Origin of the sequence: Streptomyces caeruleatus (assembly GCF_001514235.1) — a bacterium.
Taxonomy (GTDB): Bacteria; Actinomycetota; Actinomycetes; order Streptomycetales; family Streptomycetaceae; genus Streptomyces; species Streptomyces caeruleatus.
In genome coordinates, this window is the sequence record NZ_KQ948940.1 from 49,655 (window position 1) to 74,796 (window position 25,142).

General features: G+C 66.1%; 26 protein-coding genes, 2 tRNA genes and 3 pseudogenes. 23 read left to right on the plus strand and 8 right to left on the minus strand.

The window, feature by feature from the left end; all coding sequences use genetic code 11:
• Positions 1-32 precede the first annotated feature (32 nt).
• Positions 33-446: pseudogene (locus tag AQJ67_RS37305) on the plus strand (acyl-CoA dehydrogenase); the annotation flags it as partial.
• A 129-nt stretch (positions 447-575) separates the two neighbouring features.
• Here AQJ67_RS37305 and AQJ67_RS37310 read toward each other — a convergent pair.
• Positions 576-1,733: a Dyp-type peroxidase gene (locus AQJ67_RS37310; protein WP_062723929.1), complete on the minus strand. Its 1,158-nt coding sequence runs from the start codon at positions 1,731-1,733 to the stop codon at positions 576-578.
• An 87-nt stretch (positions 1,734-1,820) separates the two neighbouring features.
• On the opposite strand from AQJ67_RS37310, the gene AQJ67_RS37315 reads away from it, so the two are divergent.
• On the plus strand, positions 1,821-3,158 hold the full coding sequence (locus AQJ67_RS37315; RefSeq protein WP_167366247.1) for a right-handed parallel beta-helix repeat-containing protein: 1,338 nt from the start codon (positions 1,821-1,823) through the stop codon (positions 3,156-3,158).
• A 7-nt stretch (positions 3,159-3,165) separates the two neighbouring features.
• Here the strand turns inward: AQJ67_RS37315 and AQJ67_RS37320 are convergent, their stop codons facing one another.
• Together AQJ67_RS37320 and AQJ67_RS37325 are read right to left on the minus strand one after the other, a co-directional pair.
• A complete protein-coding gene (locus tag AQJ67_RS37320; RefSeq protein WP_062723931.1) occupies positions 3,166-3,846 on the minus strand; it encodes a hypothetical protein in 681 nt (226 codons plus the stop codon).
• Positions 3,847-4,111: 265 nt separating this feature from the next.
• Positions 4,112-6,508, minus strand: coding sequence for an SdrD B-like domain-containing protein (locus AQJ67_RS37325; protein WP_062723932.1), 2,397 nt, complete (start codon positions 6,506-6,508; stop codon positions 4,112-4,114).
• Between the two features lie 784 nt (positions 6,509-7,292).
• Here AQJ67_RS37325 and AQJ67_RS46125 point away from each other — a divergent pair.
• Positions 7,293-7,715 (plus strand): transposase, encoded by a 423-nt coding sequence (locus AQJ67_RS46125; protein ID WP_079056419.1) that lies wholly within the window; start codon positions 7,293-7,295, stop codon positions 7,713-7,715.
• Between the two features lie 29 nt (positions 7,716-7,744).
• Here AQJ67_RS46125 and AQJ67_RS37330 read toward each other — a convergent pair.
• Positions 7,745-7,818 (minus strand) — tRNA-Gly (locus AQJ67_RS37330).
• Positions 7,819-8,405: 587 nt separating this feature from the next.
• Here AQJ67_RS37330 and dcd point away from each other — a divergent pair.
• Positions 8,406-8,981: a dCTP deaminase gene (gene dcd / locus AQJ67_RS37335; RefSeq protein ID WP_030054451.1), complete on the plus strand. Its 576-nt coding sequence runs from the start codon at positions 8,406-8,408 to the stop codon at positions 8,979-8,981.
• Positions 8,978-9,169 (plus strand): annotated as a pseudogene (locus AQJ67_RS37340) (phosphoribosyltransferase); the annotation flags it as partial. The gene dcd and the pseudogene AQJ67_RS37340, both read left to right, overlap by 4 nt.
• 229 nt (positions 9,170-9,398) lie before the next feature.
• Here the strand turns inward: AQJ67_RS37340 and AQJ67_RS46130 are convergent.
• Both AQJ67_RS46130 and AQJ67_RS37345 read right to left on the minus strand, forming a co-directional pair.
• Entirely contained in the window at positions 9,399-9,608 is a 210-nt protein-coding gene (locus AQJ67_RS46130) for a DUF397 domain-containing protein (protein ID WP_079056420.1), read from the minus strand.
• An 11-nt stretch (positions 9,609-9,619) separates the two neighbouring features.
• A complete protein-coding gene (locus tag AQJ67_RS37345; RefSeq protein WP_062724051.1) occupies positions 9,620-10,435 on the minus strand; it encodes a helix-turn-helix domain-containing protein in 816 nt (271 codons plus the stop codon).
• A gap of 736 nt (positions 10,436-11,171) precedes the next feature.
• On the opposite strand from AQJ67_RS37345, the gene AQJ67_RS37350 reads away from it, so the two are divergent.
• From AQJ67_RS37350 to AQJ67_RS37365, 6 genes are all read left to right on the plus strand, one after another.
• Positions 11,172-11,693 (plus strand): hypothetical protein, encoded by a 522-nt coding sequence (locus AQJ67_RS37350; protein WP_244190724.1) that lies wholly within the window; start codon positions 11,172-11,174, stop codon positions 11,691-11,693.
• 219 nt (positions 11,694-11,912) lie between these two features.
• Positions 11,913-12,152, plus strand: coding sequence for a DUF7848 domain-containing protein (locus AQJ67_RS37355; RefSeq protein WP_062723934.1), 240 nt, complete (start codon positions 11,913-11,915; stop codon positions 12,150-12,152).
• On the plus strand, positions 12,149-12,373 hold the full coding sequence (locus AQJ67_RS47235; protein ID WP_107123084.1) for a hypothetical protein: 225 nt from the start codon (positions 12,149-12,151) through the stop codon (positions 12,371-12,373). Before AQJ67_RS37355 ends, AQJ67_RS47235 begins: the two co-directional genes overlap by 4 nt.
• A complete protein-coding gene (locus AQJ67_RS37360) occupies positions 12,373-12,786 on the plus strand; it encodes a hypothetical protein (RefSeq protein WP_062723935.1) in 414 nt (137 codons plus the stop codon). The genes AQJ67_RS47235 and AQJ67_RS37360 overlap by 1 nt, the downstream gene beginning before the upstream one ends.
• A gap of 205 nt (positions 12,787-12,991) precedes the next feature.
• A tRNA-OTHER gene (locus AQJ67_RS47985) sits at positions 12,992-13,089 on the plus strand.
• 738 nt (positions 13,090-13,827) lie between these two features.
• The gene (locus AQJ67_RS37365) at positions 13,828-14,193 is read left to right on the plus strand and encodes an SH3 domain-containing protein (RefSeq protein WP_062723936.1); all 366 of its coding nucleotides are present in this window, start codon (positions 13,828-13,830) and stop codon (positions 14,191-14,193) included.
• A gap of 111 nt (positions 14,194-14,304) precedes the next feature.
• Here the strand turns inward: AQJ67_RS37365 and AQJ67_RS37370 are convergent, their stop codons facing one another.
• Positions 14,305-15,000: a TetR/AcrR family transcriptional regulator gene (locus tag AQJ67_RS37370; protein ID WP_063807408.1), complete on the minus strand. Its 696-nt coding sequence runs from the start codon at positions 14,998-15,000 to the stop codon at positions 14,305-14,307.
• A 776-nt stretch (positions 15,001-15,776) separates the two neighbouring features.
• Between AQJ67_RS37370 and AQJ67_RS37375 the strand changes: the two genes are divergently transcribed.
• On the plus strand, positions 15,777-16,115 hold the full coding sequence (locus AQJ67_RS37375; RefSeq protein ID WP_208615111.1) for a hypothetical protein: 339 nt from the start codon (positions 15,777-15,779) through the stop codon (positions 16,113-16,115).
• Positions 16,116-16,834: 719 nt separating this feature from the next.
• Here AQJ67_RS37375 and AQJ67_RS37380 read toward each other — a convergent pair.
• Entirely contained in the window at positions 16,835-17,638 is an 804-nt protein-coding gene (locus AQJ67_RS37380) for a GntR family transcriptional regulator (RefSeq protein ID WP_062723938.1), read from the minus strand.
• Positions 17,639-17,898: 260 nt separating this feature from the next.
• On the opposite strand from AQJ67_RS37380, the gene AQJ67_RS37385 reads away from it, so the two are divergent.
• The 11 genes and pseudogenes from AQJ67_RS37385 to AQJ67_RS37415 all read left to right on the plus strand — a co-directional run.
• On the plus strand, positions 17,899-18,279 hold the full coding sequence (locus AQJ67_RS37385) for a hypothetical protein (RefSeq protein ID WP_062723939.1): 381 nt from the start codon (positions 17,899-17,901) through the stop codon (positions 18,277-18,279).
• Entirely contained in the window at positions 18,279-18,743 is a 465-nt protein-coding gene (locus AQJ67_RS37390; protein WP_062723940.1) for a hypothetical protein, read from the plus strand. The genes AQJ67_RS37385 and AQJ67_RS37390 overlap by 1 nt, the downstream gene beginning before the upstream one ends.
• On the plus strand, positions 18,743-20,080 hold the full coding sequence (locus AQJ67_RS37395; RefSeq protein WP_062723941.1) for an FtsK/SpoIIIE domain-containing protein: 1,338 nt from the start codon (positions 18,743-18,745) through the stop codon (positions 20,078-20,080). The genes AQJ67_RS37390 and AQJ67_RS37395 overlap by 1 nt, the downstream gene beginning before the upstream one ends.
• Positions 20,077-20,268 (plus strand): hypothetical protein, encoded by a 192-nt coding sequence (locus AQJ67_RS37400; protein ID WP_062723942.1) that lies wholly within the window; start codon positions 20,077-20,079, stop codon positions 20,266-20,268. Before AQJ67_RS37395 ends, AQJ67_RS37400 begins: the two co-directional genes overlap by 4 nt.
• Positions 20,269-20,330: 62 nt before the next feature.
• Entirely contained in the window at positions 20,331-20,666 is a 336-nt protein-coding gene (locus AQJ67_RS46140) for an SH3 domain-containing protein (protein ID WP_244190725.1), read from the plus strand.
• Positions 20,667-20,733: 67 nt separating this feature from the next.
• A complete protein-coding gene (locus tag AQJ67_RS46145; RefSeq protein ID WP_244190726.1) occupies positions 20,734-21,066 on the plus strand; it encodes an SH3 domain-containing protein in 333 nt (110 codons plus the stop codon).
• Positions 21,067-21,171: 105 nt separating this feature from the next.
• Positions 21,172-21,510 (plus strand): SH3 domain-containing protein, encoded by a 339-nt coding sequence (locus AQJ67_RS46150; protein WP_244190727.1) that lies wholly within the window; start codon positions 21,172-21,174, stop codon positions 21,508-21,510.
• A gap of 86 nt (positions 21,511-21,596) precedes the next feature.
• Positions 21,597-23,084, plus strand: coding sequence for a replication initiator (locus tag AQJ67_RS37405; RefSeq protein WP_425264207.1), 1,488 nt, complete (start codon positions 21,597-21,599; stop codon positions 23,082-23,084).
• 146 nt (positions 23,085-23,230) lie between these two features.
• Positions 23,231-23,416 (plus strand): helix-turn-helix domain-containing protein, encoded by a 186-nt coding sequence (locus tag AQJ67_RS46155; protein WP_079056422.1) that lies wholly within the window; start codon positions 23,231-23,233, stop codon positions 23,414-23,416.
• A 78-nt stretch (positions 23,417-23,494) separates the two neighbouring features.
• Entirely contained in the window at positions 23,495-24,679 is a 1,185-nt protein-coding gene (locus tag AQJ67_RS37410) for a tyrosine-type recombinase/integrase (protein ID WP_062723944.1), read from the plus strand.
• An 89-nt stretch (positions 24,680-24,768) separates the two neighbouring features.
• A pseudogene (locus AQJ67_RS37415) lies at positions 24,769-25,098 on the plus strand (phosphoribosyltransferase); the annotation flags it as partial.
• Between the last annotated feature and the right edge of the window lie 44 nt (positions 25,099-25,142).

Below are 25,142 nucleotides of genomic sequence, written 5' to 3' on the forward strand. Positions count from 1 at the left end.
CGGCCATCGGCAGGAGGTCAGAGCATCAGGAGGGCATCGCGTGGTTCCAGCTACTGATGACGGGCAGCTACCTCGGAGCGGCCAGTGCACTGGTCGAGCGGGTGCTGCTGAACGACCGAGTGCCCGATTCCGAACGGGTCCGGCTGCTGGTGGAGACCGAGGGCGCGATGACAGCCGCGGAGGGTGTCGCCCGCCGGATCGACGACGGCGCGGACGAGTCGACGCTCGCCGACTCGCTGTACGTCCGGTACTGCGTGCAGGACATCCTCTCCCGGGTGGTTCCGCGCGCGGTCGAACTGCTCGGTGACCTCGACGTCATGGCCTCCGATGAGGTGCGCCATCTCGCCGCCTGCGCCGACGGACTGGTCCTGCATCCGCCTGCATGCTCCCAGATGACCGGACCGCTGGTGGCGTACCTGAACGGAGGGCCGCTCACCATCGCCTGATCCCAGGCGAACAAAGCGCCTTGAGCCGCGCGCCTTTGAGCTCCTGGCGCCCCTCGGCTCCCGGCTCCCGGCTCGCTCCCGGCTCGCTCCCGCTCCGAGCCGGTTCGCCGGTCGGCCGGCCTTCTGCGATCAGCCGAACAGCTGGGAACCGAGAGGGCGCTTGCGATCGAAGCCGGGGAGGATCAGGAAGGTCGCGCTGGCGGTCGTGACGGTGAACCGCAGCAGTGCGTCGGAGGTGTCCATGTGGGTGAGGGTGGCGGTGAAGGTCCGCAGGTCGTTCTGGAAGCTGATGAAGAGCAGGCCGGCGGCGGGCTCGTCGGTGCCGTAGGAGCGGCGGAGCATGTGGCCGACACCGACCACGGCAGGGTGCGCCCTGCGCACGTGGGCGTCAGCGGGGACGAGATAGCGTCCGTCCGGCGTTTTGGCGCCGAGGTTCGGGCCCGCGGCGGCGGTGCCGCCGGAGAGGGGGACGCCGCTGGCGCGGCGCCGCCCGAAGACCGCTTCCTGTTCGGCCACGGACAGTGCGGCGAACCGCGGCAGGTCGAGTTCCATGCGTCGCAGTACGGCGATGGTGCCGCCGGCGACCTCGGAGGGGCCGGCCAGCCACAGGTCGCGTTGTTGCTCGGCCTTGGTGTGCGGGCCCACGATGCCGTCGATGAAGCCGAGGGGGTTGCGTGGCGCGGTGAGGCCGTTGCCGAGGGGCACGTTCGCGCCGCGGCGTGCGGACTGCCGCCAGCGTTCACGGACGCGGTCGCCGGCCTGGTCCAGGAGCGCGGCGGCGACCACCGGCAGGAGCAGTGCGTCGCCGGCGCAGATCTGTATCAGCAGGTCGCCGCCGCGTGCCCGGGGCGCGATCCGCTCGCGGGAGAAGCGTGGGAGGTCGGCCGCGCCGGGCAGCGAGGCACCGACCGCGCGCACCAGCCGTGGGCCCACCCCGACGGTCACGGTGAGGTCACCCGGCGGCAGCCCCAGCAGCCGCGGATCGTTGCCGCTGGTGAGTGCGCGGATTGCCTGGCCGAGGTCGGCCAGGAGCGGGCCGGCGGCCACTTTGGCACCGAGGTCGGCCACCACGGCGAGCAGGTTGGGCTGAGCAGGCTGGGGGAGCGTGATGCCCGCCTGGTGCCGGCCCGTCGCCGCCACCGGCGTGGGCGTGGCCGCTGCGGTAGAGGCGGGCCGCCCACGCTGGGCGGCGCCCGATGTGCACCCGGCGGTCAGACCGGCAGCCACCATGGCGCCGGTGACATCGAGGAACCTGCGGCGCGACGGGTGGTGATCGGCTCGGTGCATGGTGTGCAGGGTGCCACACCCGAATCGTGCGATCCCGTCAACCCCCTGTTCCTGGCGGGGAATTGAGCGCCATGAAAGACTGTGATCATGCCTCGGACAGATCTTCGCGTGTTGGCGGCGATGCTGGGAACGTTGACACTTGTGGTCGGCTGCAGCAGCGACGGCGGATCGAGCAGAGGGCAGCGGCCGAGCGGTGAACACGTGACGATCCGAGTGCCTGGCAACGCCCCGACGATCTCGGACGCGGTGTCGCTGGCCCGCCCCGGTGACCTGGTCCTGGTCGCTCCCGGCGTCTATCACGAGTCCGTGAGGATCACCACGCCTCGGATCACTCTTCGTGGCGAGTCCCGGGACAAGGTCGTCATCGACGGACGGCTGCAGCAGCCGAACGGTGTTGTCGTCTCGGCGCCCGGGGTGGCCGTGCAGAACCTGACGGTCGAGAACAACACGCAGAACGGGGTGCTGGTCACCGGTTCGGCGAAGGCGGCCGCCGGGATGCCGGGGCAGAGCGGCGGCTACGACACCGGCGACGAGCCCGTCACCTTCCTGAAGTCGTTCCTGGTCTCGTACGTGACCGCGACCCGCAACGGTCTGTACGGTATCTACGCGTTCTCCACGCAGAACGGTGTCATCGAGCACTCGTACACGTCAGGCGGTGCCGACTCGGGGATCTATGTCGGGCAGTGCAAGCCGTGCCGCATCGTGGTGCGGGACAACATCGCCGAACTCAACGCGGTCGGTTACGAAGGCACCAACGCCAGCGGAGACATGTACGTGGTCGGCAACCGCCTGGTGGGCAACCGGGTCGGACTCACCACCAACTCCGACCACCAGGAGAAGCTGGTCCCGCAGCGGGGCTCCGTCATCGCGGGCAATCTGATCGCCGCCAACCAGCAGAAGGCCACCCCGGAGCAGGCCGACGGAGGGTGGGGCACTGGTATCGGCGTCGACGGCGGCAGCGAGAACCAGTTCATCCGCAACCGCATCGCCGGCAACAGCAACGCCGGGCTGGTGATCACCGCGACCGCCGACATGCCCGCGATCGGCAACCGGATCGTGGACAACATGTTCACCGGCAACGGCGTCGATGTCGGCTGGACGTTCCCCAGCGCCACGCGGGGCCGGGGCAACTGCCTGCGCGGCAACGATCTGAAAACCACGGTGCCCGCCCGGCTCGCGACCACCGCGACCTGCCCACTCCCGGCCAAGTCGCCCTCGCCGGACGGCCGGTGGACGACGCCGACGGCACCCGGTGGCATTCCGTTCACCGAGGTCGCGGCGCCTGCTCCGCAGCCGCAGTTCCCCCATGCCCGCACCGCGGGCGCCACCGCTGTCCCGGCCGTCCCGGACCTCCCGGACACGGCGGACATCCCGCTGCCGTCGGCGGCCCTGCTCGCCGCGGACGCGCGGGTGCGGACGTCCTGAACCGTGGCTATCGCGCCGGGGTGACTCCGGGTACCGGAGTCACCGGAACGTACTTCTGGGTGTCGAAATCGATAACCACTGGCTCCGACTCGGAACTCACGCTGACGCGGACCCGGTACATGGTGCCGTCCGACCCGACCCAGTAGCGCACGTTGCCCGCTGTGCCGGGGCGGTCACGGGAGGTCGGCCCGGTCATGACGTCCACCGGATGCCCGTCCACCTCGCCCCGGCCCCACCAGGCGGCACCGTTCTGCGGCAGCAGTTCGGCGTTGTCCGGCCGGTCGCTGCCGAGTCCGAGTGCGATGGACAGCGCCGTGTCCAGGGCGCTGCCGGACGACTGCAACGGGCGGCTGTACCAGCCCGAGCGGGGCGGCGACGCGGGGGCGTGCGCCGGGGCGTTCGCCATCGGGTGGACGAACACCGAGTCGGCCGTCCACTGGACAAGCCCGTCGCTGGACGTGTCGCGCCCGATGCCGTGCACCACGCCGTAACCGAGTTCGCCCTTGTAGTCGACGGACCCGGTGACGGTCAGCCCACCGGCGGTGCCCGGCACAGTGATCGTCACCGCGCGGCCGTGCGCCTCGTAGTTGCGGAACCGCGTGATAGCCAGCCGGTTCGCCTCGTCCGAGGTCACGGTGCGTGGACCGCCGGCCTCGGGCTCATGGTCGGCGACCAGGAACGCGGCCACTACGACGGCCACCAGGGCGATGACGGCCGCGGCCCAGCGTGGCCGCGGCCATCGGCGCCTGCCGACCGTACGACCCGGTGGAGCTTGCTGGTTTCTGACGCTCCGCACGCGCCTCGACGCTGCCACTCTTCTGGTTCACCCTCTCGGTCACCCCGCACGGTTCGGCCGCCGTGCGGTCGCGGCGGCACTCGGCGGTCCGGTGCCGGACGGCGTCTCGGCCGGCCCTCGCGGACCGGCCGAGACGTGAGTTCAGCCCTCGGTTCGCTCAGTGTTGCCGAGCGCGCCGCTTCCGACTCATGAACGTGGTGGCCAGGCCCGCACCCACCAGCAGACCGACCAGAGCGATCATCTCCGGCAGCCCGGACGTGCCGGTGTTGGCCATCGATCCCTTGCCGCCACCGGCCGGGGCCTGGTTGGCAGGCGGCGCGGACGAAGGCGGCGTAGAGGCGGGTGGCGAACTCGGAGTAGGCGTCGGGGTCGGTGACGGTGACGGGGCCGCCTTCGGGATGTACACCCCGGCGTCGATCGTGTGATCGACCTCGCCCGGCTGGTCCGGGGCCGTGACCGGCGCGCTGCCGTCGCACAGCTGCCCTGTGGTCGGTGGTGTCACATTGGAGTCATGCGCACGGCTGTCCCCGGCTTGCGGGAGCGTGAACCGCAGCTCGCTCGTCGCGGGCCGGCCAGGCACCTTGCCGGTGTCGGCGGTGCACACGTCGAACTGGACCGTGTACTTCGCACCCGGCGTGAGCTGGTACTCGGCGCCGACACCACCGAAGTAGTACTCACCGGCGGCATCGGTGCTGGTCGTGGCGACCTGCTTGCCGTCCGCGTCCAACAGGTTGATCGTGGCCCCCGGCAGCGGCGTTTCCGCGGGGTCCTGGAGCCCATTGTGGTCGCCGTCGAACCACACGCGGTTTCCGATCTGGATCGGCGCATTGGCGGCCGTGAACGCGATGTCACCGAGTCCGCCAGCCTTGCCGAACCCGCCTTGCCCGGGGCTGACGAACTGGAACCCGTTGGCGGTCGGGTTGTTGCCAGGGCCCTGACCGATCGTGATGTTGTGGTAGCCGGTCCCGGAGGTCGCGACATTGACGACCGGGTCGAACTCCGTGCTGACGACCCACTGCTGCTGCGGGATATAGGCCACCGACCCGAGCGCGGTCTCCTGGTGCGCGGTGGTGTAGGAGTCGCCCGGGAAGTACTCGACGACATCGGCGTCCTGGCCGCCGTTGTTGGCGGGGGTGGCGTGGTTGGGGCAGCTGCCGGTGCCTTCCCACTCGAACGTACCGGTGGGCGTGGCGCAGACCATGGTGATGTCACCACCGGACATGCCGTTTTCCACCGTGTCGTTCCCCGGGCGGGGGTCCTTTCCTCCCCAACCGAGTACGTCCATGAACCGGTCGCGGAAACCGAGAATTATCGAACCGTCGCGGCCGAAGGTGAGGGAGGCCAGCTCCGGCTGCGGATCGATGAAGATGTTGCCCGACTTCCGGTCGTCCCACGTGTTCAGGCTGGTGTTCCACGGGTTCCAGTGGGTGGCCTTGTCGCCGGAACCGTAGACGCTGCCGCGCTTGTAGGTGAGCGGGTGGTCCAGCACCGTGGTGAACCGCTCGCCGTCGTAGGCGTAGACGACGGCCTTCAGGTCCGCGCGCCGCTGCGTGCTCTCCGCGCTGCACACACCGCCGACGTACAGCTTGTTGTCGTGGTACTCGAGACCGAACGGCCGCCAGTCGCCGGAACTCGCACACCCCGGGTCCGGGATCCGCACCGACGCCTCGGGAAGCAGGGCGGAGTCCCCGGTCGCGTCGAAGCTCACCAGGCTGCGGGTCAGCAGGTTCACCGCGTACAGCGTGGAGCCGTCCGCCGACAGCGCCAGGCCACCGAGGCTCTCCTTGCCCGGCGCGTCGGTGAACCCGCCGTCCTTCACCATGTTCGTGGCGTCATGCGGCGTCACCGCCGCGCCCGGCACCCGCGCGAACAGCTCCGGCGCGCCCGAGCCGTCGGCCGGCACCGTGTAGATCGCGCCGGCGCCCCGTGGCCCGTAGGCGGCGTACCGTCGGGCGAACGCGCTCTGGAACACCCGGTTCTGGTTCTTGTCGTACGCCAGCCCGAACGTCGTGCCCACCTGGGCCTGCGTGGCCAGCGTATCCGGGCACGCCACATCGGTCGGACACGTGCCCCGGACGTTCGTCCCGAACGCCACCAGTGCCCGGGTGTCGGTTCCGTTGGCGCCGTTGTGGACCGGTACGAAATAGCGCGAGTCAGACGTCGTGTAGTCGGCCGGATTCCATACTCCGGTCACCACCGAGGCGTCCTTCCCGCCCGACACGTCCACGAACGACGTGAAGCTGTCGAAGTGGTTCTCCGCCGTCGACGCGGGCGCCGCCTGCAGATAGTCGCTGTACGGCGCGGGGACGCTCACATCGACGCGGTACTGGCCGCCGCTCAGCGCCTCCGACGGCGCCACGACGACCTTTCCGGTGGTGTCCGTGACGCCGCTGACGTGGTTCCCGGCGGGGTCGGAGATCTCCACACTCATGCCCTGCTGCGGCACGTCCATCGTCGTGTTGATCACGCCGGTCCCGAAGAAGTCCCGCAGCACTTGGACCGTCAGCGTGCCGTCGTCGGGCGCAGCGGCGGCCGGTCCGGCCGTCGCCCCCACAGCGCCGCCCGCCAATAAGAGAACGGATAACCCTATGCGCGCCAGCGGCCCCGCAAGCCTGCGGGCCGACTGGCGCGAGTCTCTGCCGACTCGGTTCACAGCATCACACTCCACGGTTCTCTTGTCATGAAAACGAAGCCCTCGTTTCTCGCTGCACGCCCGCCGCAGCCCCGGGCACGTACACCGGTCGCGAACACGATGGAGAAGAAAAGGAGCCCACCGTCGCTGAGCGGGACCGCATTTGTGATGATTGTTTGCGGATGCTGCGGGAGCACTGTGTGTGACGTCGGACGGGGAAAGGGGAAGCGCGTTCAGCATCTTGGGTAGAGCCGCCCCGGATCGCGCGTCTGCGCAGCGCAACCACGGTCCGCCCACCCCCGCCATCAACCTCACCGATCGCCGTCGCGAGCAGCGCGCAATACTTTATCCGCAGGAGTCTCGTCGGCACCAGAAGCACCCCTGGAATTCATTGACATCCGCGATATCCTCGAAAGTCCCGGAGAATATTGATGGGGAGAATCTGTGAAAATGGCGTGATGGTCAAATGTGCTTGCGTTGGGGCATGTGACGCCTGGATATCCACAACGCGGCTGGAACGCCCGTTCCCCTAACAACGGCTAACACAATGACGTGGATCGGCGCTGATGGTCGTTGCCGACAGGGCAGTTGAGCGTTCGGTCTGTCGTGGGGATGTCGCCGTGGATCGTGTCGGATGAGCTGTGGGACCGCCTGGAGTCGCTGCTTGGCTTCGGCTCAGGCATGACGTGCTGGCGACGCCTTCGGGATGGGAACGATCCACCTGATCACCGACGGACACGGCACCCCGCTCGCGGTCCTGCTGACCGGCGGCAACCGCAACGACGTCACCCAGCTCATGGCCTTGCTCGACGCGATCCCGCCCGTCCGCGGCCGGGTGGGCCGTCCGCGCCGCAAGCGAGACTCGTTGTTCGCCGACTGCGGCTACGACCACGACATCTACCGCGACCAGGTCCGCAAGCGCGGCATCGTGCCGGCCATCGCTCGCGTTTTGCGTGGCTGCACGGCTTTCGACGCCTGCGGATCCGATAGGAACGGCGGGCGGACACGAAGCGTTCCTCAAGCTCGCCTGCCGCCTGATCCCTCACCGGCAACTCGGCTCATTGTGTTAGCCGCTGTAAGGGCACGCAAAGGGCACGGCGCCCCCCAAAATGGTCTAGACAACAAATAACCCCAGGCCGTAGACCTGGGGTTTCATCATGGAGCGGGTGACGAGAATCGAACTCGCGCTCTCAGCTTGGGAAGCTGATGTTCTACCATTAAACTACACCCGCGTAAGACGCCCGTTCCGAGATCATCCGGAGTCGGTGTCCGATTGCCTGGTCACTGTACCTCATCACCGGCCCCCGGCGCTGATGCCGTGGGGCCTGAGGGCGTTTCAGGGGGTGGATGTGACTGCGGGGTACCGGAGTTGGGGCGTACGGTGGAGCGGTCGGAGAGGGTCAGGGCGGGGTCGGAGTGCCGCCTGGAGGGCCGTCCCTTTGATCCCGTAATGTGGCCTCTCGTCGTCAGGCAGGCAGGCAGCCTGACGCGGCTCTTGGGGAAGGGACTCTAGGACTTGATGGAGCGCACCGTCGTCCGTTGTGCCGATGGGCACGTGTTCAGCACCGCTTCGTTCCCGATGCAGCAGGCCGAGCGTCTCGGCCCCGGGCGGCTCCTCCGGTGCCCCCGCTGCGCCCGGCTCCGCAGTGTGGTGCCGGTGCCGGTGGCGTTGGGGAAGCGGTAGAGCAATACCGGCACCGCCGGCAGTACCGGCAGTACCGGCAGTACCAGCGAACAACAGGCACTACAGCAAGCGCAGCGCCAGGCGCGTGGAGACCGTGATTGTGGTCGTTCCGCGCGCCTTGCGTATCCTCGGGGCGTGCTTCTCTCAGACAAGGACATCCGGGCCGAGATCGACGCCGGGCGGGTACGGATCGATCCCTACGACGAATCCATGGTGCAGCCGTCGAGCATCGACGTGCGGCTGGACCGTTACTTCCGGGTGTTCGAGAACCACCGGTACCCGCACATCGACCCCTCCGTGGAGCAGGCGGATCTCACGCGGCTCGTGGAGCCCGAGGGCGACGAGCCGTTCATCCTGCACCCCGGGGAGTTCGTACTCGCGTCGACGTACGAGGTCATCACTCTGCCCGATGACCTTGCCTCGCGCCTCGAGGGGAAGTCCTCGCTCGGGCGGCTCGGGCTCGTCACCCACTCCACCGCCGGGTTCATCGACCCGGGGTTCAGCGGGCACGTGACCCTTGAGCTGTCCAATCTCGCCACGCTGCCGATCAAGCTCTGGCCCGGGATGAAGATCGGGCAGCTGTGCATGTTCCGGCTCAGCTCGCCCGCCGAGTTCCCGTACGGCAGCGAGCGGTACGGGTCCCGGTACCAGGGCCAGCGCGGGCCCACCGCCTCGCGGTCCTTCAAGAACTTCCATCGGACCCAGGTATGAGCGGCGTACGGGAGAACCTGACCTACGAGCGGTTCGGCGTCGCCGTCCGTGAGCTCGCGCAGACCATCGCGGACGACGGGTACGAGCCGGACATCGTGCTCAGCATCGCCCGCGGTGGCGTGTTCGTCGCCGGTGGGCTCGCCTACGCGCTCGAGTGCAAGAACCTGCATCTGGTGAACGTCGAGTTTAGTTTGGCGGCCTAGTAGCACGTGGCTCCGACCTGGGCAAACTGCCTGGTCGGGGCTTTGCTGTCGTGCTTGTTGGTACCCCTTGGATGTAGGTCTGACCGGTTGCTCTGCTGAGTTTCTGCTGAGCCTGGGGGCACTCGTTCAGGCAGGTGAGATGTCCCACAGAGAGAAGCCCCACCGCGCTCCGCACGATGGGGCCACTCTTGCCGGCAGGTGCCGGAGACGGTTGTCAGACGGCACCAAGGTCTCCGGCCCTGACGCTCGTCACAAAGGACAAGAACACGTCGGCGGGGAAGTCCAGAACTGGACCACTCGGAGCCTTGGAGTCGCGGACGGGGACCACGCCACGTGAGGCGACGAGGTTTGCGGCGACCTCGATGCACTGGCCGCCGTTGCTGCTGTACGAGGACGAGAACCAACGCGGGGATTCGGTCGTCACGGGGTGCCCTTTCACAACTGGTTGATCATGGCTACAGACTCCGCCTGTGAGGCGGCCTCAGCCTGCAACTGATGGTAGGCCGTCAACATGGGCTGTACTAACTTCATATCGCGCTCCAGGCGCCCTTGCTGCGCTGACTCGGAGTACGCGATACATGACCGGTCGGTCAGGGTGAGCAGCGTTACGGGAAGATCGAAGGACCGTCGCTCGCCGAGGATGTACGGGGCCACTTGGAAAACCGTGGAAGGCGATTCGGCGAACACGGTCAGACTGTCCAGCTGAGCCGCCATGACTTCGGGGCCTCCGACCACGCGTCGAATGCAGCTTTCGTCAAGAACTGCGTAGACCAGCGGTGCAGGTGTCCGCAGTAGTGATGCCTGCCGTTCTGCGAGCAGCGCCAACCGCTCTTCTGCCTGCTGCTCCGTGATCGCTCCCCGACGCACGGCGCCATTAGTGATGGCGGCTGCGTACTCCGGAGTCTGGAGCAATCCCGGAACGATCCCCAGCTCGAAGAGCCTGATCTCTGTCGCACGCGACTCGTGTGTCACGTACTCCGGGAACCCCTCAAGCAGGGCGGTGTTGCGCACCGCTCTGCCTTGGCGCTCGAACTTGTCTCCGGTTCCAAACGCCCTGTCAGCACTGTGCGAGAAGTGCGAAGTTGGAGACCGCCGGCCAGTTTCGACAGCGGAAATATGCGTACCGGAGTACCCCATGCGGACGCCCAACTCGTCCTGAGTCCAGCCGCGTTCATCCCGCAACCTGCGTAGACGCCCACCGAACGCCGCCGTTGGTGACTTTTTGGGGTCTAACTGTTTCCGGTTCAACAGCCACCGCCTAACTCTCCGTGCAAACCACACAAGTTGAAGACACGCTGACTGTAGGCCACGCTGAATCGCCTTGGTAGTGGAAGCACTACGGAGAGGAGCGGTCGTGTCCGATCAGGGGATGGCTCTGCCTGGGGCTGACGATGTGGCGGAGCTGGCAGTACTCGTAGCGGCCGGCGGTTTCTGGAGGCTCCGCCCGGAACCTGCCGAAACATGGCTCAACCAGTGGACGCCGTACCCCGTTGGCGTCCGCAGGGGGCCGTACGCGGTACCGACTCGGGACAACTTGAGAGCGACGCTTGCGGGTCTGGGGAGGTTGCTGGTTGTGCCCCGAAGCGAAGGCATGGCGACCGCTCCGGCCGTCCCCATGTCCCATCCTGAGCCTGTTCCCGTTGACGGGTGCGTGACTTGCAAGGCGGCAGCGAACGGCCGTACATCCGCGCACCCTCGTGGCGCTGACGGAGCCGCGCGGGACTCCAACCGGATCATCGCGCAGCACCCCCACCGACGCGCCACGGACCGGAAGGGGCCTCAGGAGTGAATGTCGACGACTCTGCCGGGCATGGTGAGCCCCTGATCCGGTCGGCACCGGACTGGCTGCTGTGTGATTGCGGAAGACCGAAGTGCTCACTCCCGGGTGAGGAGCAGGAGAAGCCGAATCGCTACGACGGCCCCGACGATCGGTCATTCAGCGTGACCATGCAACGCCTTCGCCCCCTGGTGGAGAAGGAGAACCAGCGTGCGCGCTGATCTGGCAACGGGGCTCGGTACTTCCGGCAAGTCACAGCCACCGGGTTACTGGGCGGAGGTACGCGCGGAGGGGCCGGTGTACGGCACGGGTGAGACCGTGCAGTACGTCTTGGGCACCTTCCAGACCATTTCCCCTGTGCTGGTTCTCCGGTGGCTTCGCGGTGAGGCGCTGCGCATCGCCAACCGGCTCGATCCCGACCCCGCCGACTATCCGGCATTCTCTCGTGGGTTCTGGGCCATCGAATGCGATTCGGTGCCCTATCCCGACGCGCCTTCCGAGTTACGCGTGTGGGCCAGCGATCCCGACGAGGAACGTGGGGCACGCGAGCACATCAAGGGTGGTTTCCCTCTGTTCGTCAGGGTCCCGGATGAGGACTGCACCTACACCCTTTCCGTCTGGCCGGTGCGTATGTCTGCGGAGTCTGACCGGTGGCCGGGCGAACCGCTGACGCACCGGATCGGCGGACTGTCGAACCCCCTGTATGTAATCGCCGAAAACCCATGGAGGTAGAGGCGTGAAGCGCCGACTGCGGCCTCTGCCGACCCCTGAGCCAGACGGCCTCGCCGATGACACGGAAGGCTTGGAGACGGCGACTCGGGCTCCTTGGTGGGCCGGGTACGCCGGGACCCTTGATGAACGGTCCAGCGTGATTGCGGTCCCGTCTGGCTCGCTGCCTCCGTGCGGGGTGCCCGGCTGTCAGCACTGCACCGGCCGGCCAGAGGGCGCGTGATGGCGCGCGCAACCTACCGGTTCCGTGAGCACACGCTGAGGCCGGACACGGCCCAGGACGCCGAACCCACGAACTACGCCATGCAGTGCAAGCACTGTGGCGACAGCAGCAAAGGCAGCGAGAGCCAAACGGACGGCTCAGAATGGGCCACCGCTCACCTCAAGGCCAACCCTGGCCATCTGGCCTACACCGAGGTCATCGGCCGTTCATACCGATTCGAGCCCGGAGACTGGCAGTGACCGTGAAGCCCAACCGAAATCTCAGCGCTGACTCTGCCTATGCCGCTGAGGCAATCGCGGAAGCTCTGGCAAAAATCGGCCTCCCTGCAAGTGCCTGCGGCGAGGTACTGCCTTATGTGCGCAACGGCACGCCGTATGTGACGTGGGGGCGCATGCGTGCAGACCACGCTGAGCGGGTGGCCGAAATCCTTATCAAGCATGCCGAAAGTGTGGAGTCCTGATGCGTCAGTGCACGGCCACGGCCGATGTGCAGATGGCCCCGTTCCTCTTCGCCATCCTTGCCGGACAAGCACGGCTCAAAAGCGAGGACTTTGACACCTACGCGCCCGACGCAACTCGATGCGAACTCGGCCTCTGGCACGAGGGAGAACACGCCGGCTTCGTATGGGACTGGGAGCACAAGCCCCAAGAGGCACTGTGGGCGCGCTGGACAGCGGACGGAGCGATGCGGTTCGAGTCGCTGGCGCACTGCGAGATCGAGGGCGGACCGGACGGCGACGCGTGCACGCTCTACCGTGACCACCCCCGCGACCACTCCTGGAACGTGGTCGATCCCGAGATGGAAGCCTTCCGCCGCAGGGTCCTGGCGGAGAACGCCGGAATGCTCGCGTGGCTCACCCGGAAGCGCAACTAGCCCCCGCCCTGCCCGGATGATCCTTCCCCCTGAACTCCGGGCAGGGTGGGTTTCCAATTCTCTGTCGCTCTCCCTAAGTTGGGCGATCCTCAAAACGGGGGGAACAGCGAATGTGCGACAGAGAGCCTGTGAAACACAGCCGAATCGCGAAAATCAACGGCCGCGTCGGCTGACATCCGGTCCGACCCCGGACACGGGCACCGTACCCCTTGTAGCTCAGTCAGGAAGAGCACTGACTCTGCGCGCTTTCCTTGAAGGGGTTTCCCGCGCACAGTGACCCCGGTTCGAGTCCGGGCAAGGGGGCTGCCGTCCCACTCCCCCCAATGAACGCCAACCTCGGGTGGGACGGCTTCCAGGATGGCGACTCTCGTACGTCTGCTCCCTCTGTGGAAGGGGTAACGGTCTTCGTGAACTGTCCGAACTGCGGGGCGCAGACCAGCGAGGATGGCCACGGTGGTTGGCATTGCGGGGTCTGCGGCGCTCATGGAGGTGGCGGGATATGCAGTGCGGCAACTGTGGGGCGTCAGCAATCCAGGGGCCTGGTGGTACCTGGATTTGTTCGAACCAGTGTGGGTGGTCGTCTGGGTGTGCTCCAGGGTTCTGGGTAGTCTCTGCGCGTGACTTCCAAGTCTTCTTCCGAGCGGTCACCCGAGCTGCTGCCTGAGATCACCACAACAGAGTGCCGCCAGTGCGGCACTCTGTTGTCTGGCGTGGACGGCCGGTACGCCTGCGGCCTGTGCGGATGGGTCAACCACTGGTCTGAAGGGCACCGGGACCTTCCCACAGAGGAAGAAGATCCCGACTGGACCGACAGCTAGTGCTGGACTCGGCGCCCTCCGATCACGTGCCCGGCGTCCTCATCGGGAGCGGCGGGCCTCCTGCATGCGCAACGGCGGGTGCCCTCTCCCCTAAACTCATCCGGTTAAGTGGTTGACATTTCCTGGGGTGGCATCTGATGCTGGCCACTCATCCGGATGAGTGGCTGGCTTCGCAGGATGGAACCAGACCGCTCATGTCGTTTTGAGCGAAGGGAAATTGATCATGGGGCGTAAGGCTCTGCAGACGCTGGTCGTGTCGGGTGCCCTGGTCGCGGGTGTCGGCCTGGTGGGCGCCTCGGCGGCCTCGGCGGTGACGCCGTCGGAGGTGTCCGTGTCGACTCGCGGTGACGTCGGCGTGAACTACGCGACCGTGCGTACGGCGACTGTGGATGGACTCCGGGTTCGCCTGGGGCCTGGTACGGGCTCGGGGATCCTCGGTCAGATATACGCGGGTGAGCCCGTGCAGGTCATCACCTCTGCCCGGGACGGTGGAGGGCAGTGGTGGGATCTGGTGATGTTGCAGACCGATTCGGCCGGCGGTCTGCCCGCTGGTTATGTCGGCTGGGTCACGGAGGAGTACCTGTACTGACCGACTGCCTGGGAAAGGTGATTTAGGTAAACGGCTCCCTCCTGGTTGCGTTCATGAGGGGGCCGTTTGCTGTGCCGGTTGGCGTGTGGAGTCGTCGTGTTTGCGTGCTGCTTAGGCTGTGTCGCTGGGTGCTGAGGAATCCTCTCGATCGAGGAAGGCTGTGTAGAGTCGGCAGCCGCGATCGGTGGAGAAGTCGATTTCTGGCAGGGTCGCTGGGTGTGCAATAGAGCCCAACAGGTTCATATACATCTGCGACACTCGTTCTTCGATGTTCCCGAAATGGCCGTCGACTGCCTCACTGACGAGTACGAGCCCGGACCAGGATCCCGCAATCTGATAGGCCTGGTCCGAAGGTGATACCCCGGCTCGGACTTCACCTCGCTGTTGGGCCTCGGTCAGCTGGATGGTGTTGATTTCTACCCACTTGGGCCATGGTGTCCCGTAGGTGTCCCGCGCGCCCTTGTGGAGCGACAGGCGCAGGGCTGCCCTGAGGCTTGCTTCCTGGGTGATCCTGTAGGCCAGGATGGCGCCGGTGTCGACCACTTCTTGGAGCTTAAGTTCCTGTTGCTGTACGCCTTCCATGGTCAGTGTCGAATCCAGAATTGCTGCCGCCAAATCGCGTCTGCCTCCTGGGAAATGGAAGTAGAAACCTCCTTTCGTTGTGCCTGCGACTTCGATGATCTCGTTGACGGTCGCCCCTTCGTATCCCTTTTCTTCGAATGCCAGGCCTGCGGCGGACATGATTCCCTGCCTGGTCGATTTGGCGCGCTTGGACTGTCGTCGACGCGGTTTCTGAAGATCAGCCATTCAATCTCACCTTAAGGATTATCATTTTCGGGCCTGCATGTGACTGGTCCCGATTTCGACAACGGTTTGAGGAGTCCGGGTACCCCCTCGACAACGGGTTGGGGGTGCGGCAGGGGGAGCTGTAGGGCGGGCGGCGGCTAGGCAGAGGGTAGGCCGAGGTGCGCGAAGGCGTTCCGGCTGAATGCTGAGTGCTTCTGACGTGAAATTCGGACACGACCGCCGCAGGGCGCGAAGGCGCCGGATTGACCGTCTGCTGTTCAACTGCGTTCCCCGGTAACGGAATTGCTTCGGACTTCCTTGGCTTGGCCCGCGCCCCACTGAGTACTGGCTGTGATACCTGACAGTTCCTCAGGTATGGGTCGCTTGACGGCATTGACGATAGAGCCCCAAACTAGGCGCGTCTAAACAGACTGTCCGGTCTCTTTCGATGGAAGGAGGGGCTGCGCGGGCAGGGTGCTCCACGCCTGTGAAGCGGCATGCCTTGGTGGTCGTTCGTCAGCGTCACCTCGCGTTGACCTGCGGCTTGGGTTGTGCGGACGGTGTGAGCGTCTGGTGGTGCACTGCTCACGCCTTGGGTCTCTGTTGGATTTGAAGGGGTGTCGTAACACAGACCCATTGGTCTCTTGGGCTGGTAGGGGAGACCTCTGCACGGAGAGTAGTCGTGCGGAAACCGGACTGGGGTGATTCGCGGCCCGGTCTTCTCGGGATAGACGTTTTCGACCTGGCTAGGACTGGCGGCCGTCGTGACTATGCGGCCGTGGCTGGAGAGTTACGCGATGGAAAAGGACACGTCGCCGGACAGCGGGGGGTACGGCGACCTCGGGGATGCCTCGTTCGTTCCGGGCGTTGATCTCGTGTCGCCGTGGCGGGAGGCTGACGAGGTTGCCGAAGAGCTGAACGCGGCCCTGGCGGCGCTGGGCGTGGATGCGCGGTTTCTGCGGGCGGTGGCGCATGTGGGGCCGCGTGGTGAGCCCGTGGTGTGGCTTCGCCCGGAGAGTGGGCGGCTGATTGCTCGTCGGCTGCGTGGGGCTGCGGCCGTACCGGGGGCGCGGGTGGTCGAGTTCCGGAGGGCGGCGGATGAGAGGGAAGGGGAGTTAGGGCATGGGGCGGCATGACGTCTGGCGGACGGCGGCGGGCTCACATGTGTGGATCGAGACGGACAGGCGCGGGGAGTTCATTCGGTGTGAAGGGTGTCCTCGTCCGATCCTGATCACGGGCATGGGTCCCGCACGGTTCGCAGCCGAGCAGCACGCGAGAACCTGCCGAAGGTAGGCGGCTGCTGCACCGTGGCCGGCACATGGCCGGAGGTTGGGCCGGCACCCCTCGACGGGGGAAAGATGCTGATCACGTGCGTGGTGACCTCACGCGCGCACGGACCTGGACCACGACGAGACCCGCATTCGCGCGTGAGGTTGCCACGCTGGGCGGGGTCCAGGGGCGCGCTATAGCGTCCCTGGTACCACCGGCCCGAACTGGGTTCGTTACGTCGCTGTGTGCCACGGTGAGCGGCGTTGGCCTCGTTGTACGAACCCGGTTGTGAGCGAAGGGCGTTGGCGCCAGCTTGGGGGAGTGTCGGCCGGGCCGGTCGGGTGGCTTGCTTCCTCCGGTGGCTGACAGAGCAGACGACAAAGCCCCCTGCGGCGAATTCCGCGGGGGCTTCTCTGCTTGGGCGGGGTGGCTTGCGGTGTCGGGCGGCTGGTCGTCCGGACGGGACCGGCCGGAGGCCGCACGCCCGGCCGGGGCGGCCAGAGCCGCCCGGCGCGCCGAAGGCGCGCCCTTGAAAAACAAGTAAAGAGAAGTTACGCCGATTGGGCTCGAAACAAGTAAAGAGAAGTTACGCCGATTGGGCTCGACGGCGTGGGGCGCGCTTGGCGGCGGCCTTCGTCGGCATCACGGGGAAAGTGAGCTGGCACGTGGCGGCGGGGGCTTTGAGTTCCTCGCACAGTAGCGGGCGGTCCTGGTCGGCGTCGGCGGTCACACGGTAGGTGATCAGCAGGGGGCTTGCGTCGCTGAGTCCGAGGGACGCGCGCTCGTCTGGGTAGGGGGTGCGGGCGGTGACGTGGTCGGTGAACGACAGGGTGAGCCCGGCTTCGGCAAGCTGGCGGTACAGCTCGGCTACCTCAGCGTCCGGCTGTTCGGCGAGGGTGGGAACGTCGGCGGCGGTGGCGAGCGGGATCAGAACCCGGTGTGCCATGCGGGCGCCGGTCGCCGGGTTGTACAGCGTGCGGTCGACGCTGATCGCGTCTTGGTCGTGCTGGTCCAGAAGGTCTGCCGGGGGGCCGTCCAGTGCGCACCTGCTGACGGCGGGCGCCTGGGTCTCCTTGGTCTCCGGAAGGCTCCAACTGCCCTTCGTCGTCCGGTGGATGGACCGGTCAATGCGGGTGGCCGGAAGGACTCCGCCCACGGCCAGGACGATGCTGCCCTTGCCCTGCTGCGACTCGACCAGTCCCATGCGGCGCAGTTCGGCCACTGCGGAGCGGGCGGTGTGCTTGCCGACCCCGTACATCTCGACCATCTGCGTTTCGGACGGCAGGAGGTCGCCGGGCTGGTAGCGGCCCTTGCGGATGTCGTCGGCCATGCGCTGTGCGACCTGCATGTACATGGAGGGGGCGCGTTCGATGTGCTCTCGCTCTGTCATGGCTGCTGATGTCCTTCTGGTCGTCGTGCCGCGTTGGTTGTCAGTGGTGCGTGGTATAGGGCGCGCGGTGCACTCATGAGGATAAGTGGTTGGCAGTCTGAGGTATAGATCAGAACCACCCATGCGGATGAGTGGTTGACTTGATTCCGCTGTTGAGGTGATGATGGTGGCCCAACCCATCCGGATGAGTGTCCGGGTGGGGACGTCAACCCATGCGGATGAGTGGTCGTGTGGGTGTGTTCTGAGATGAGGTGAACCCGTTGGAAAACAAGCCGATCGACGTGGGCCGGCTGGGCACGATCCGGTGTGAGATCGCGCCGGAGCCGCGTACGACGCAGGAAGGTGACCAGCGCAGGGACCGTGAGGGCAACCCGTTGTGGGTCACGGGTCTGGCCGTGCGGCAGCCGGAAGGGCGCCGGGTCGACACGATCGACGTGACGACCGTCGGGCAGCCGCAGGGACTCACGGAGGGCGCCGAGGTCAGGGTCACGAACCTGTGGGGCCGTGACTGGTCGCTGGAGGGCCGGTCCGGTACGACCTACCGGGCGGACGCGATCACGCCTGCTCCGGGTCCTGGTGGGGGCTCCGCTGCGGCGCCTGCGGCTGGTCCGCGCGGGAAGTCGTCGGGTGGTGACTCCTGATGACTCGCTACTTCTGGAACATCAGCGGTCCCGAGGGTGACGGTCTGGCCTGCGTGGTGTGCGGGACGAGCTTCCTCGACGCACGGGTCACGTCCGTTGCGGTGGGCCGCAACCCTGCGGATGAGTCCGAGGTGTTCGCCTGCAAGGAACCGTGCGTGGTCTCGCTCGCCGAGGATGCCGAACGGATGGCCCGGGAAATGCGGGCGGCGGCGGGTCTGGACGACGCGGACGTGCCCGACGCGGATGACGATCCGGTGTTCTGCGTAGACGGGCATTTCGGCTCGCTGCTGCGGGACTTGCGGACGCTGTCCGGTACCGAGGCGCTGCTGAGCACGAGCGACGACAACACCACGCTTCGCTTCCTGCTCTCCCTGACGGCCCGTCATGCGCAGACGGCCATGATGCGCGCGCGGCTCGTGCTGGCGCGTACCAGGGCAGAGGACGGCAAGGGCGGCGACGGCTGATGCCCGCATCGCTGGTGGTGTGGACCCTGACCGCGCTGATCCTGGTGGGCGTGCTCACCCAGAAGTGGTGGGAGCCGCGTCTGGAAGCGCGGGGTGTGCCGGTGCGGCGGTGGCCGTGGCGCTGGTGGCTGGTCGGCTACCCCGGAACCGCCCTGCGGATCGTCGTGACCTGGCGGCGGCTGGCCTACCTCAACCATCTCTCGGTGAGCACGTCGCCCGACCGTCGGGTGATCGGCCGTGACCTCGTGGTGCACGGCCAGGCCCTCAAGCCCAAGCCTCCCCGCCTGACCTGGCCCATGCCCACGGCAACCGGGCTGACGCTGCGGGTGCTGCTGCATCCCGGGCAGACCCCGGCGCCGTTCTACGCGGCGGCCCGTGCCATGGAACACACCTGGCGCGTGCACAGCGTGCGGGTCACCTCGCCTCGCCGGGGTCAGGTGGTCATCGAGGTGACGGCCCGGGATCCGCTGGCCGAAGATGCCCCGTCCGTCCGTTCGCCGGCCCCCGTGCTCCTCGCTGCTGACGTGGGCGTTTCCGAGGATGGCGGCCCGTGGCTGATCGACCTGCGGCGCACCCCCCACTGGCTCGTCACGGGGGCCACGCAGTCGGGAAAGTCGTCCCTCCTGGCGGCGCTGGTGCTCGCGCTGGCGCCTCAGCGGGTCGCCCTGGTCGGCATCGACTGCAAAGGCGGCATGGAGCTGGGTCTGTTCGGCGGACGGCTCTCCGCGCTGGCGGTCGACCGGACACAGGCGCTCGGCGTGCTGGCCGGAGTGGTCGACGAGATCCAGGCACGCATGAAGTGGTGCCGCTCCTGGGACAAGCGATCGGTCTGGGAACTGCCCGAGGAACAACGCCCCGTGCCCCTGGTCGTGATCGTCGACGAGCTGGCAGAGCTGTACCTGACCGACGGCTCGCGCGAATCGAAGGATGAGGCGGAGCAGTGCGGAACCCTGCTGCTGCGCATCGCCCAGCTCGGCGCGGCGCTCGGCGTCCACCTGGTCATCGCCGGACAGCGGGTCGGCTCCGACCTCGGCCCCCGCGTGACCGCGCTGCGCGCCCAGCTCGGCGGACGCGTCGCCCACCGAGCACACGACGCGGCGTCGGCAGAGATGACCTTGGGCGACATCAACCCGGACGCCGTGATCACCGCGCAGAACATCACCGAGGACGAACAAGGCGTGGCCGTCGTCGCCATGGGCGGCCGGTGGATGCGCGCCCGTTCCCGCCTCGTCAGCACGTCCGCTGCGGTCGAGATCGGCCGGAGCGATCCGCCCCAGGATCCGTTCCTGACCCAACCCGACCCCGTCACCTTCCAGAAAGGAGGAATCGCGGCATGACACAGACACATATCTGGGTCATCGACTCATTCCTGTTCCTGTACGTCGTCCTGACTTCCCGCTCACGGGAAATCAGGGCCTACCAGGCAACGCTGATCGCACTGTTCGGATTCCTCCTCGCCGGGACGCCTTTCGCCTATCCCGTGTGGGCAATCGTCAAGGCCATCGGAAGCCTCTTTTTCGGCTGAATCCGAAAAGAGTCCCAGAGGTGACGTGGCATCACCTCGCAACCCTCAAAGGAGAAAACGCTATGAACGTACGTCCCGCTCTCACCCGTTCTCTTGCTGCTGCGGCGCTCGGCCTCAGCGTCATCGGAGCGGGTATTTCCACCGCCTCGACCGCATCGGCTGCATCCCTGCCGAAAGACTGCTTGGAGATTTACCACAACACAAAGAAGGCGACGGAGGCAGTGAACCTCCGAAAGGGGCCCGGGAGGAACTATACGTCTCTCGGGATCCTGTCAAAGGGAACCCGATTCCGCGTGAACTGCACGACAGATTTCTATTGGTACTACGGAAAGGTCGAGACAGGCGCCAACAAGGGGCGAAAGGGCTGGGTCAGCATCGCCTACCTGAAGAACACCTGAGACACGCAACCAACTGCACATCGATGCAGTACTCCCCTGAACGGCTGAAGAATCAAGGAGAGAGAAAATGCGAATCGTGCACCGCGTTGCGGCGGCAGCCGCGTCCACGTCCCTGCTCGTCGGCGGCGCCGTGCTCGCTGCCCCGACTGCTTCGGCTGCATCGCTGCCCAAGTCGTGTACCTGGGAATGGGCTTGGCCGCAGAAAATGGAAATTACCGGCGATGTAAACCTGCGTACCGGCCCAGGGAAGAAGTACACCTCTCTCGGAATCCTGTACAAGGGTGCCCGATTCACCGAGTACTGCGACAAAAACCATGACTGGAGCTACGGCAAAGTCACGAGCGGGCCGAACAACGGGAAATGGGGCTGGGTCAAGTCCGATTACGTCGGCTGGAACTAGCAGGGGCGACATGTACCCCCATTCGTCCCCATTTTCGGCAGGCGCCGGAAAGGAAAATGCGAGGCAGCGAAATGCCGCCTCGAAGCTCTCTCAGAGGAGAAACAAATGAAGCTCCGACAGAATCTCACCCGTTCCCTTGCAGCATCCGTGCTCGGACTGAGCGTCCTTGGTGCTGGTATCGCCACCGCCCCGACCGCTTCCGCTGCCTCTCTACCCAAGGGTTGTGTTCCGGCCTACGGGGTCCCGAACAAGGCGACCAAGGCCGTGAACCTCCGTTCCGGTCCGGGAACGAAGTACACGTCACTCGGAATACTTTCCAAGGGGACCCGATACACCCCGACCTGTATGACAAAGGACGCCAGTTGGCTTTACGGAAAGGTCGGCACTGGACCCAACAAGGGCAGAAAGGGATGGGTTTACTGGACCTATATGACCGGGGCTTGACAGTTCCCGCCGACAGACTCCATTTCTGGCTGATCAAAGCCAAGTCGAATTCCTAGCTGAGACAAGCCAAAACAGGAGCTGACCCCATGACCGCCGCGCCCATCCCTCGCGAAAGGGGACCACCCATGCATGCGATATCGGATGAGGCGCGGCGCTCAGTACTCAATGAGGCTGAGCGCCTGCGCCTTCTCTCACCCACCGAACGTGATCTTATCCGGCTCGTCCATGAGCCCGGTTTCTCGCGCTGGCTCGAACAGATCAAATCCATTGGCGGGTGTGCGCACCCGATCTACCTCGCCGGACACACCACCACCCGTGACGCGGTCACCGGAGAGGTGCTGCGGCACTACGACACGGCTGACGAACCCGGAAGCCGGATGCCGGTCCGCTGCCGCAACCGGCGAGAGACACGCTGCCAACCGTGCTCCTACCTCCACGCGGGCGACACCTTCCACCTCGTCCGCTCCGGCCTCCTGGGCGGCAAGGGCGTCACAGACGACGTGCAGCGTCACCCCCGGCTCTTCGTCACCCTCACCGCCCCCTCGTTCGGCGCCGTGCACCGCGCAAGCGGTCCTGAAACGGCTGTGTGCCGGCCTCGACGAGACGGCGGCACCTGCGAACACGGGCGGCCCCTCGGCTGCGGCCACCAGCACACCGACACCGATTCCGCGGTGGGCCAGCCGCTCTGCCCGGACTGCTACGACTACACCGGACACGTCCTGTGGCACGCTTCCGCCGGCACCTTGTGGAACCGCTACTGCCACATGCTCCGGCGCCATCTGGCAACCGCCGCAGGGATCACGCAAACCCGTCTGCGCGAGCACCTGACCGTGTCCTTCGCGAAGGTCGCCGAGTACCAACAGCGGGGCGCCGTGCACTTCCATGCGGTGATCCGGCTCGACGGGCCTGACGGCCCTTCCTCGCCCCCGCCGTTGTGGGCCACGACCGAACTCCTTGAAGGCGCCGTGCGGTCGGCTGCTGACCTGGTCGAGGTGCACACCCCTTACTCCCCGGCAACCGGCGAGCGGACTGTCAGGTGGGGAAAACAGCTCGACGTCCACCCGATCCGCAGCGACGCATTCACCGAATCATCGGCGGTGACCGACAACGCCGTTGCGGCCTACGTCGCGAAATACGTCTCCAAGAGTGTCGGCGACGCGGGCGGCATCGACTACCGCATCAACGACTTCGACAGCATCCGCCTCGCCCCGGTCAACGCCCACCTGCGCGCCCTCATGGCAGCCTGCTGGCGCCTCGGCGGCCTGGTGGAACTGGAGGCGCTCAACCTGCGGGCCTGGGCTCACACGCTCGGCTACCGGGGCCACGTCCTCACCAAATCCCGCCAGTACTCCACCACTTACGGCGCTCTGCGCGCGGTCCGCGCGGACTACCAGGGCGGCGGCGTCCTCGCCGTGGAGGACGGCGACACCGTCACCGAATCCGCCTGGCGCTACATCGGCTCCGGACACTCCCCGGCCGAAGCAGACATGGCAGTCGGCATAGCCGAAGACCTAGCCGCCCTACGCGAAATCAGAAGAGACATGATCGCCGAAGGGTGGAGATATGCCGCGTAATGAATTTCCGAGCAAATGGGGGCCGGAAAGGGAAAGCGGAAAAGAAGGATGGGCACTTAAAGAAAGAGCCGCCCTGAAGATAGGGCTTCAGGGCGGCTCCGACCCGCAAGGGGTCGACGTGAGGCTACCGCACAGAGGAGAGGCGTATGGCTGCGGGTGGATCCAACCGGCTTCTGACGCCGGATGACACAGCCGAGCGGCTGGCTGTTTCGAAGCGAACGCTCTACGCAAAGTGGCGTGATTGGGGGATACCTGCCTACAAGGTGGGCAAGCATCTCAGATTTCGCGAACGTGATGTTGATCACTGGCTCGCCCAACAGGCTTGTAGCTAGGGGGAGTTGGCGTGTAAAACATGGTGCTGAGGTCGGAGATAGGGCTCCGACCCAAGTCTGTAAGGGAGTTGAAGCCTCGTGGCTTCGATCATCAAGCGCTGTGACTGCAAGGTGGGCCAGTGGCCGCGCTGCCGCCACTCGTGGGTTGTCCGGTTCCGAGACGCCAGCGGTGCCCAGAAGGAAGAGTCGTTCCCTCACAACAAGAAGACTGAGGCGAAAGAACTCGCAACCAAGGTCGAGAATGACAAGCGCCTTGGCGTGTACGTCGACCGCAAGCACTCTAAGCGGACCTTTGAGGACTGCTGGAATGAGTGGCTGAACTTCGGGACGCGGGAAGAGTCCACCATCGTTCAGTACAAGAGCATTTACAAGAACCACTTTGCTGCCATGTTTGGCACTAGGCGAATTGGTTCTATGAAGCCCTCGGACATCGTCGCGTGGGAGGCGGACCAGAAGGAACGGGGCTACAAGCCTTACGGCATTCAAGGCCGGAAAACCGTGCTGAAATCGTTCCTCAAGTACTGCTATGAGGCGGAGATCGTCCCGAAGTACGCCGGAAAAGAAATCTCCGTAAACGGCCGGAACGAGTCCGCTTATCGGCCGGTTGAGGATGAGGAGATTCCGACCACTGCCGAAGTCATGGCCATCTATGAGGCCATGCGTCCGGTCTACAAGTCGACCATCTGGATTCAGGCGGGCTGCGGTCTCCGTGTGGGCGAGGCTCTCGCGTTCTCTCAGTCTCACCTGGATCGCCGAGAGGGCTGGTACTTCGTTCAGAACCAGCTCACGAACTTCGGGAAGAACGACGGAGCCAGCCGAGGGACGAACGTCAAGAACGAACCGAAGTGGTCCAGGAAGGGGCGTTGGGTCCCTGTCCCGTCCTCGGTGGCTGACGAACTGGAGAAGCATCGGGCTTTCTGGGAGCCGTGGGGGGAACCGGGCTGGTACTACGAGTCAGAGACCTACCGGGACCGTCACCCCTCGCGGACGACGTACACGGACCGTTGGAACGACGCGATCAGGAAGGCTGGACTCGCAGAGTCGGGCTACACGCCTAAGGCCCTCCGCCACTACTTCGCCAGCATGGCCATTGCGGCGGGCGTACCCCTGTGGGAGGTAGCTCAGTGGATGGGGCACAGCTCCACCAAGGTCACCGAGCAGGTCTACGCGCACCTTGTTGAGGGCGCAGAGGAGCGGATCACGGGGGCGTTCGAGGCGGCACTAGCAGACGCCTTCCGGAGTCGGCTCAGGGTGGCTGCATGATGAGGGTTGCTGACCCTCAATGCTGAGTTTTCGCTGAGTTTTCGGGCCTCCCTCCTGCATCACAGCAGGTGGGAGGCCCTTCCGTGTTTGACGTCGAGTTCTACACGGGCGTGGGGACCACCCTCGACATGCCCGTCATGCTCGCCCCCGTCCCCAACGCGATCGACTTCACCGACAAGAAGGTGCTGATCGCGGACGACGTCGCCGACACCGGCAAGACGCTGAAGCTCGTCCACGACTTCTGTGTGGAGCATGTCGCCGAGGTGCGGTCCGCCGTGGTCTATGAGAAGTCCCACTCGCTCGTGAAGTGCGACTACGTGTGGAAGCGCACCGATGAGTGGATCAACTTCCCGTGGAGTGTTCTGCCGCCGGTCCACAGGTCCGGGGACGCGGCCAAGGCCAACAAGGAAGCCGTCTGAGCTGAGGCGTCCCCACAGGCCCCACAGGCCCCACAGGCCCCACA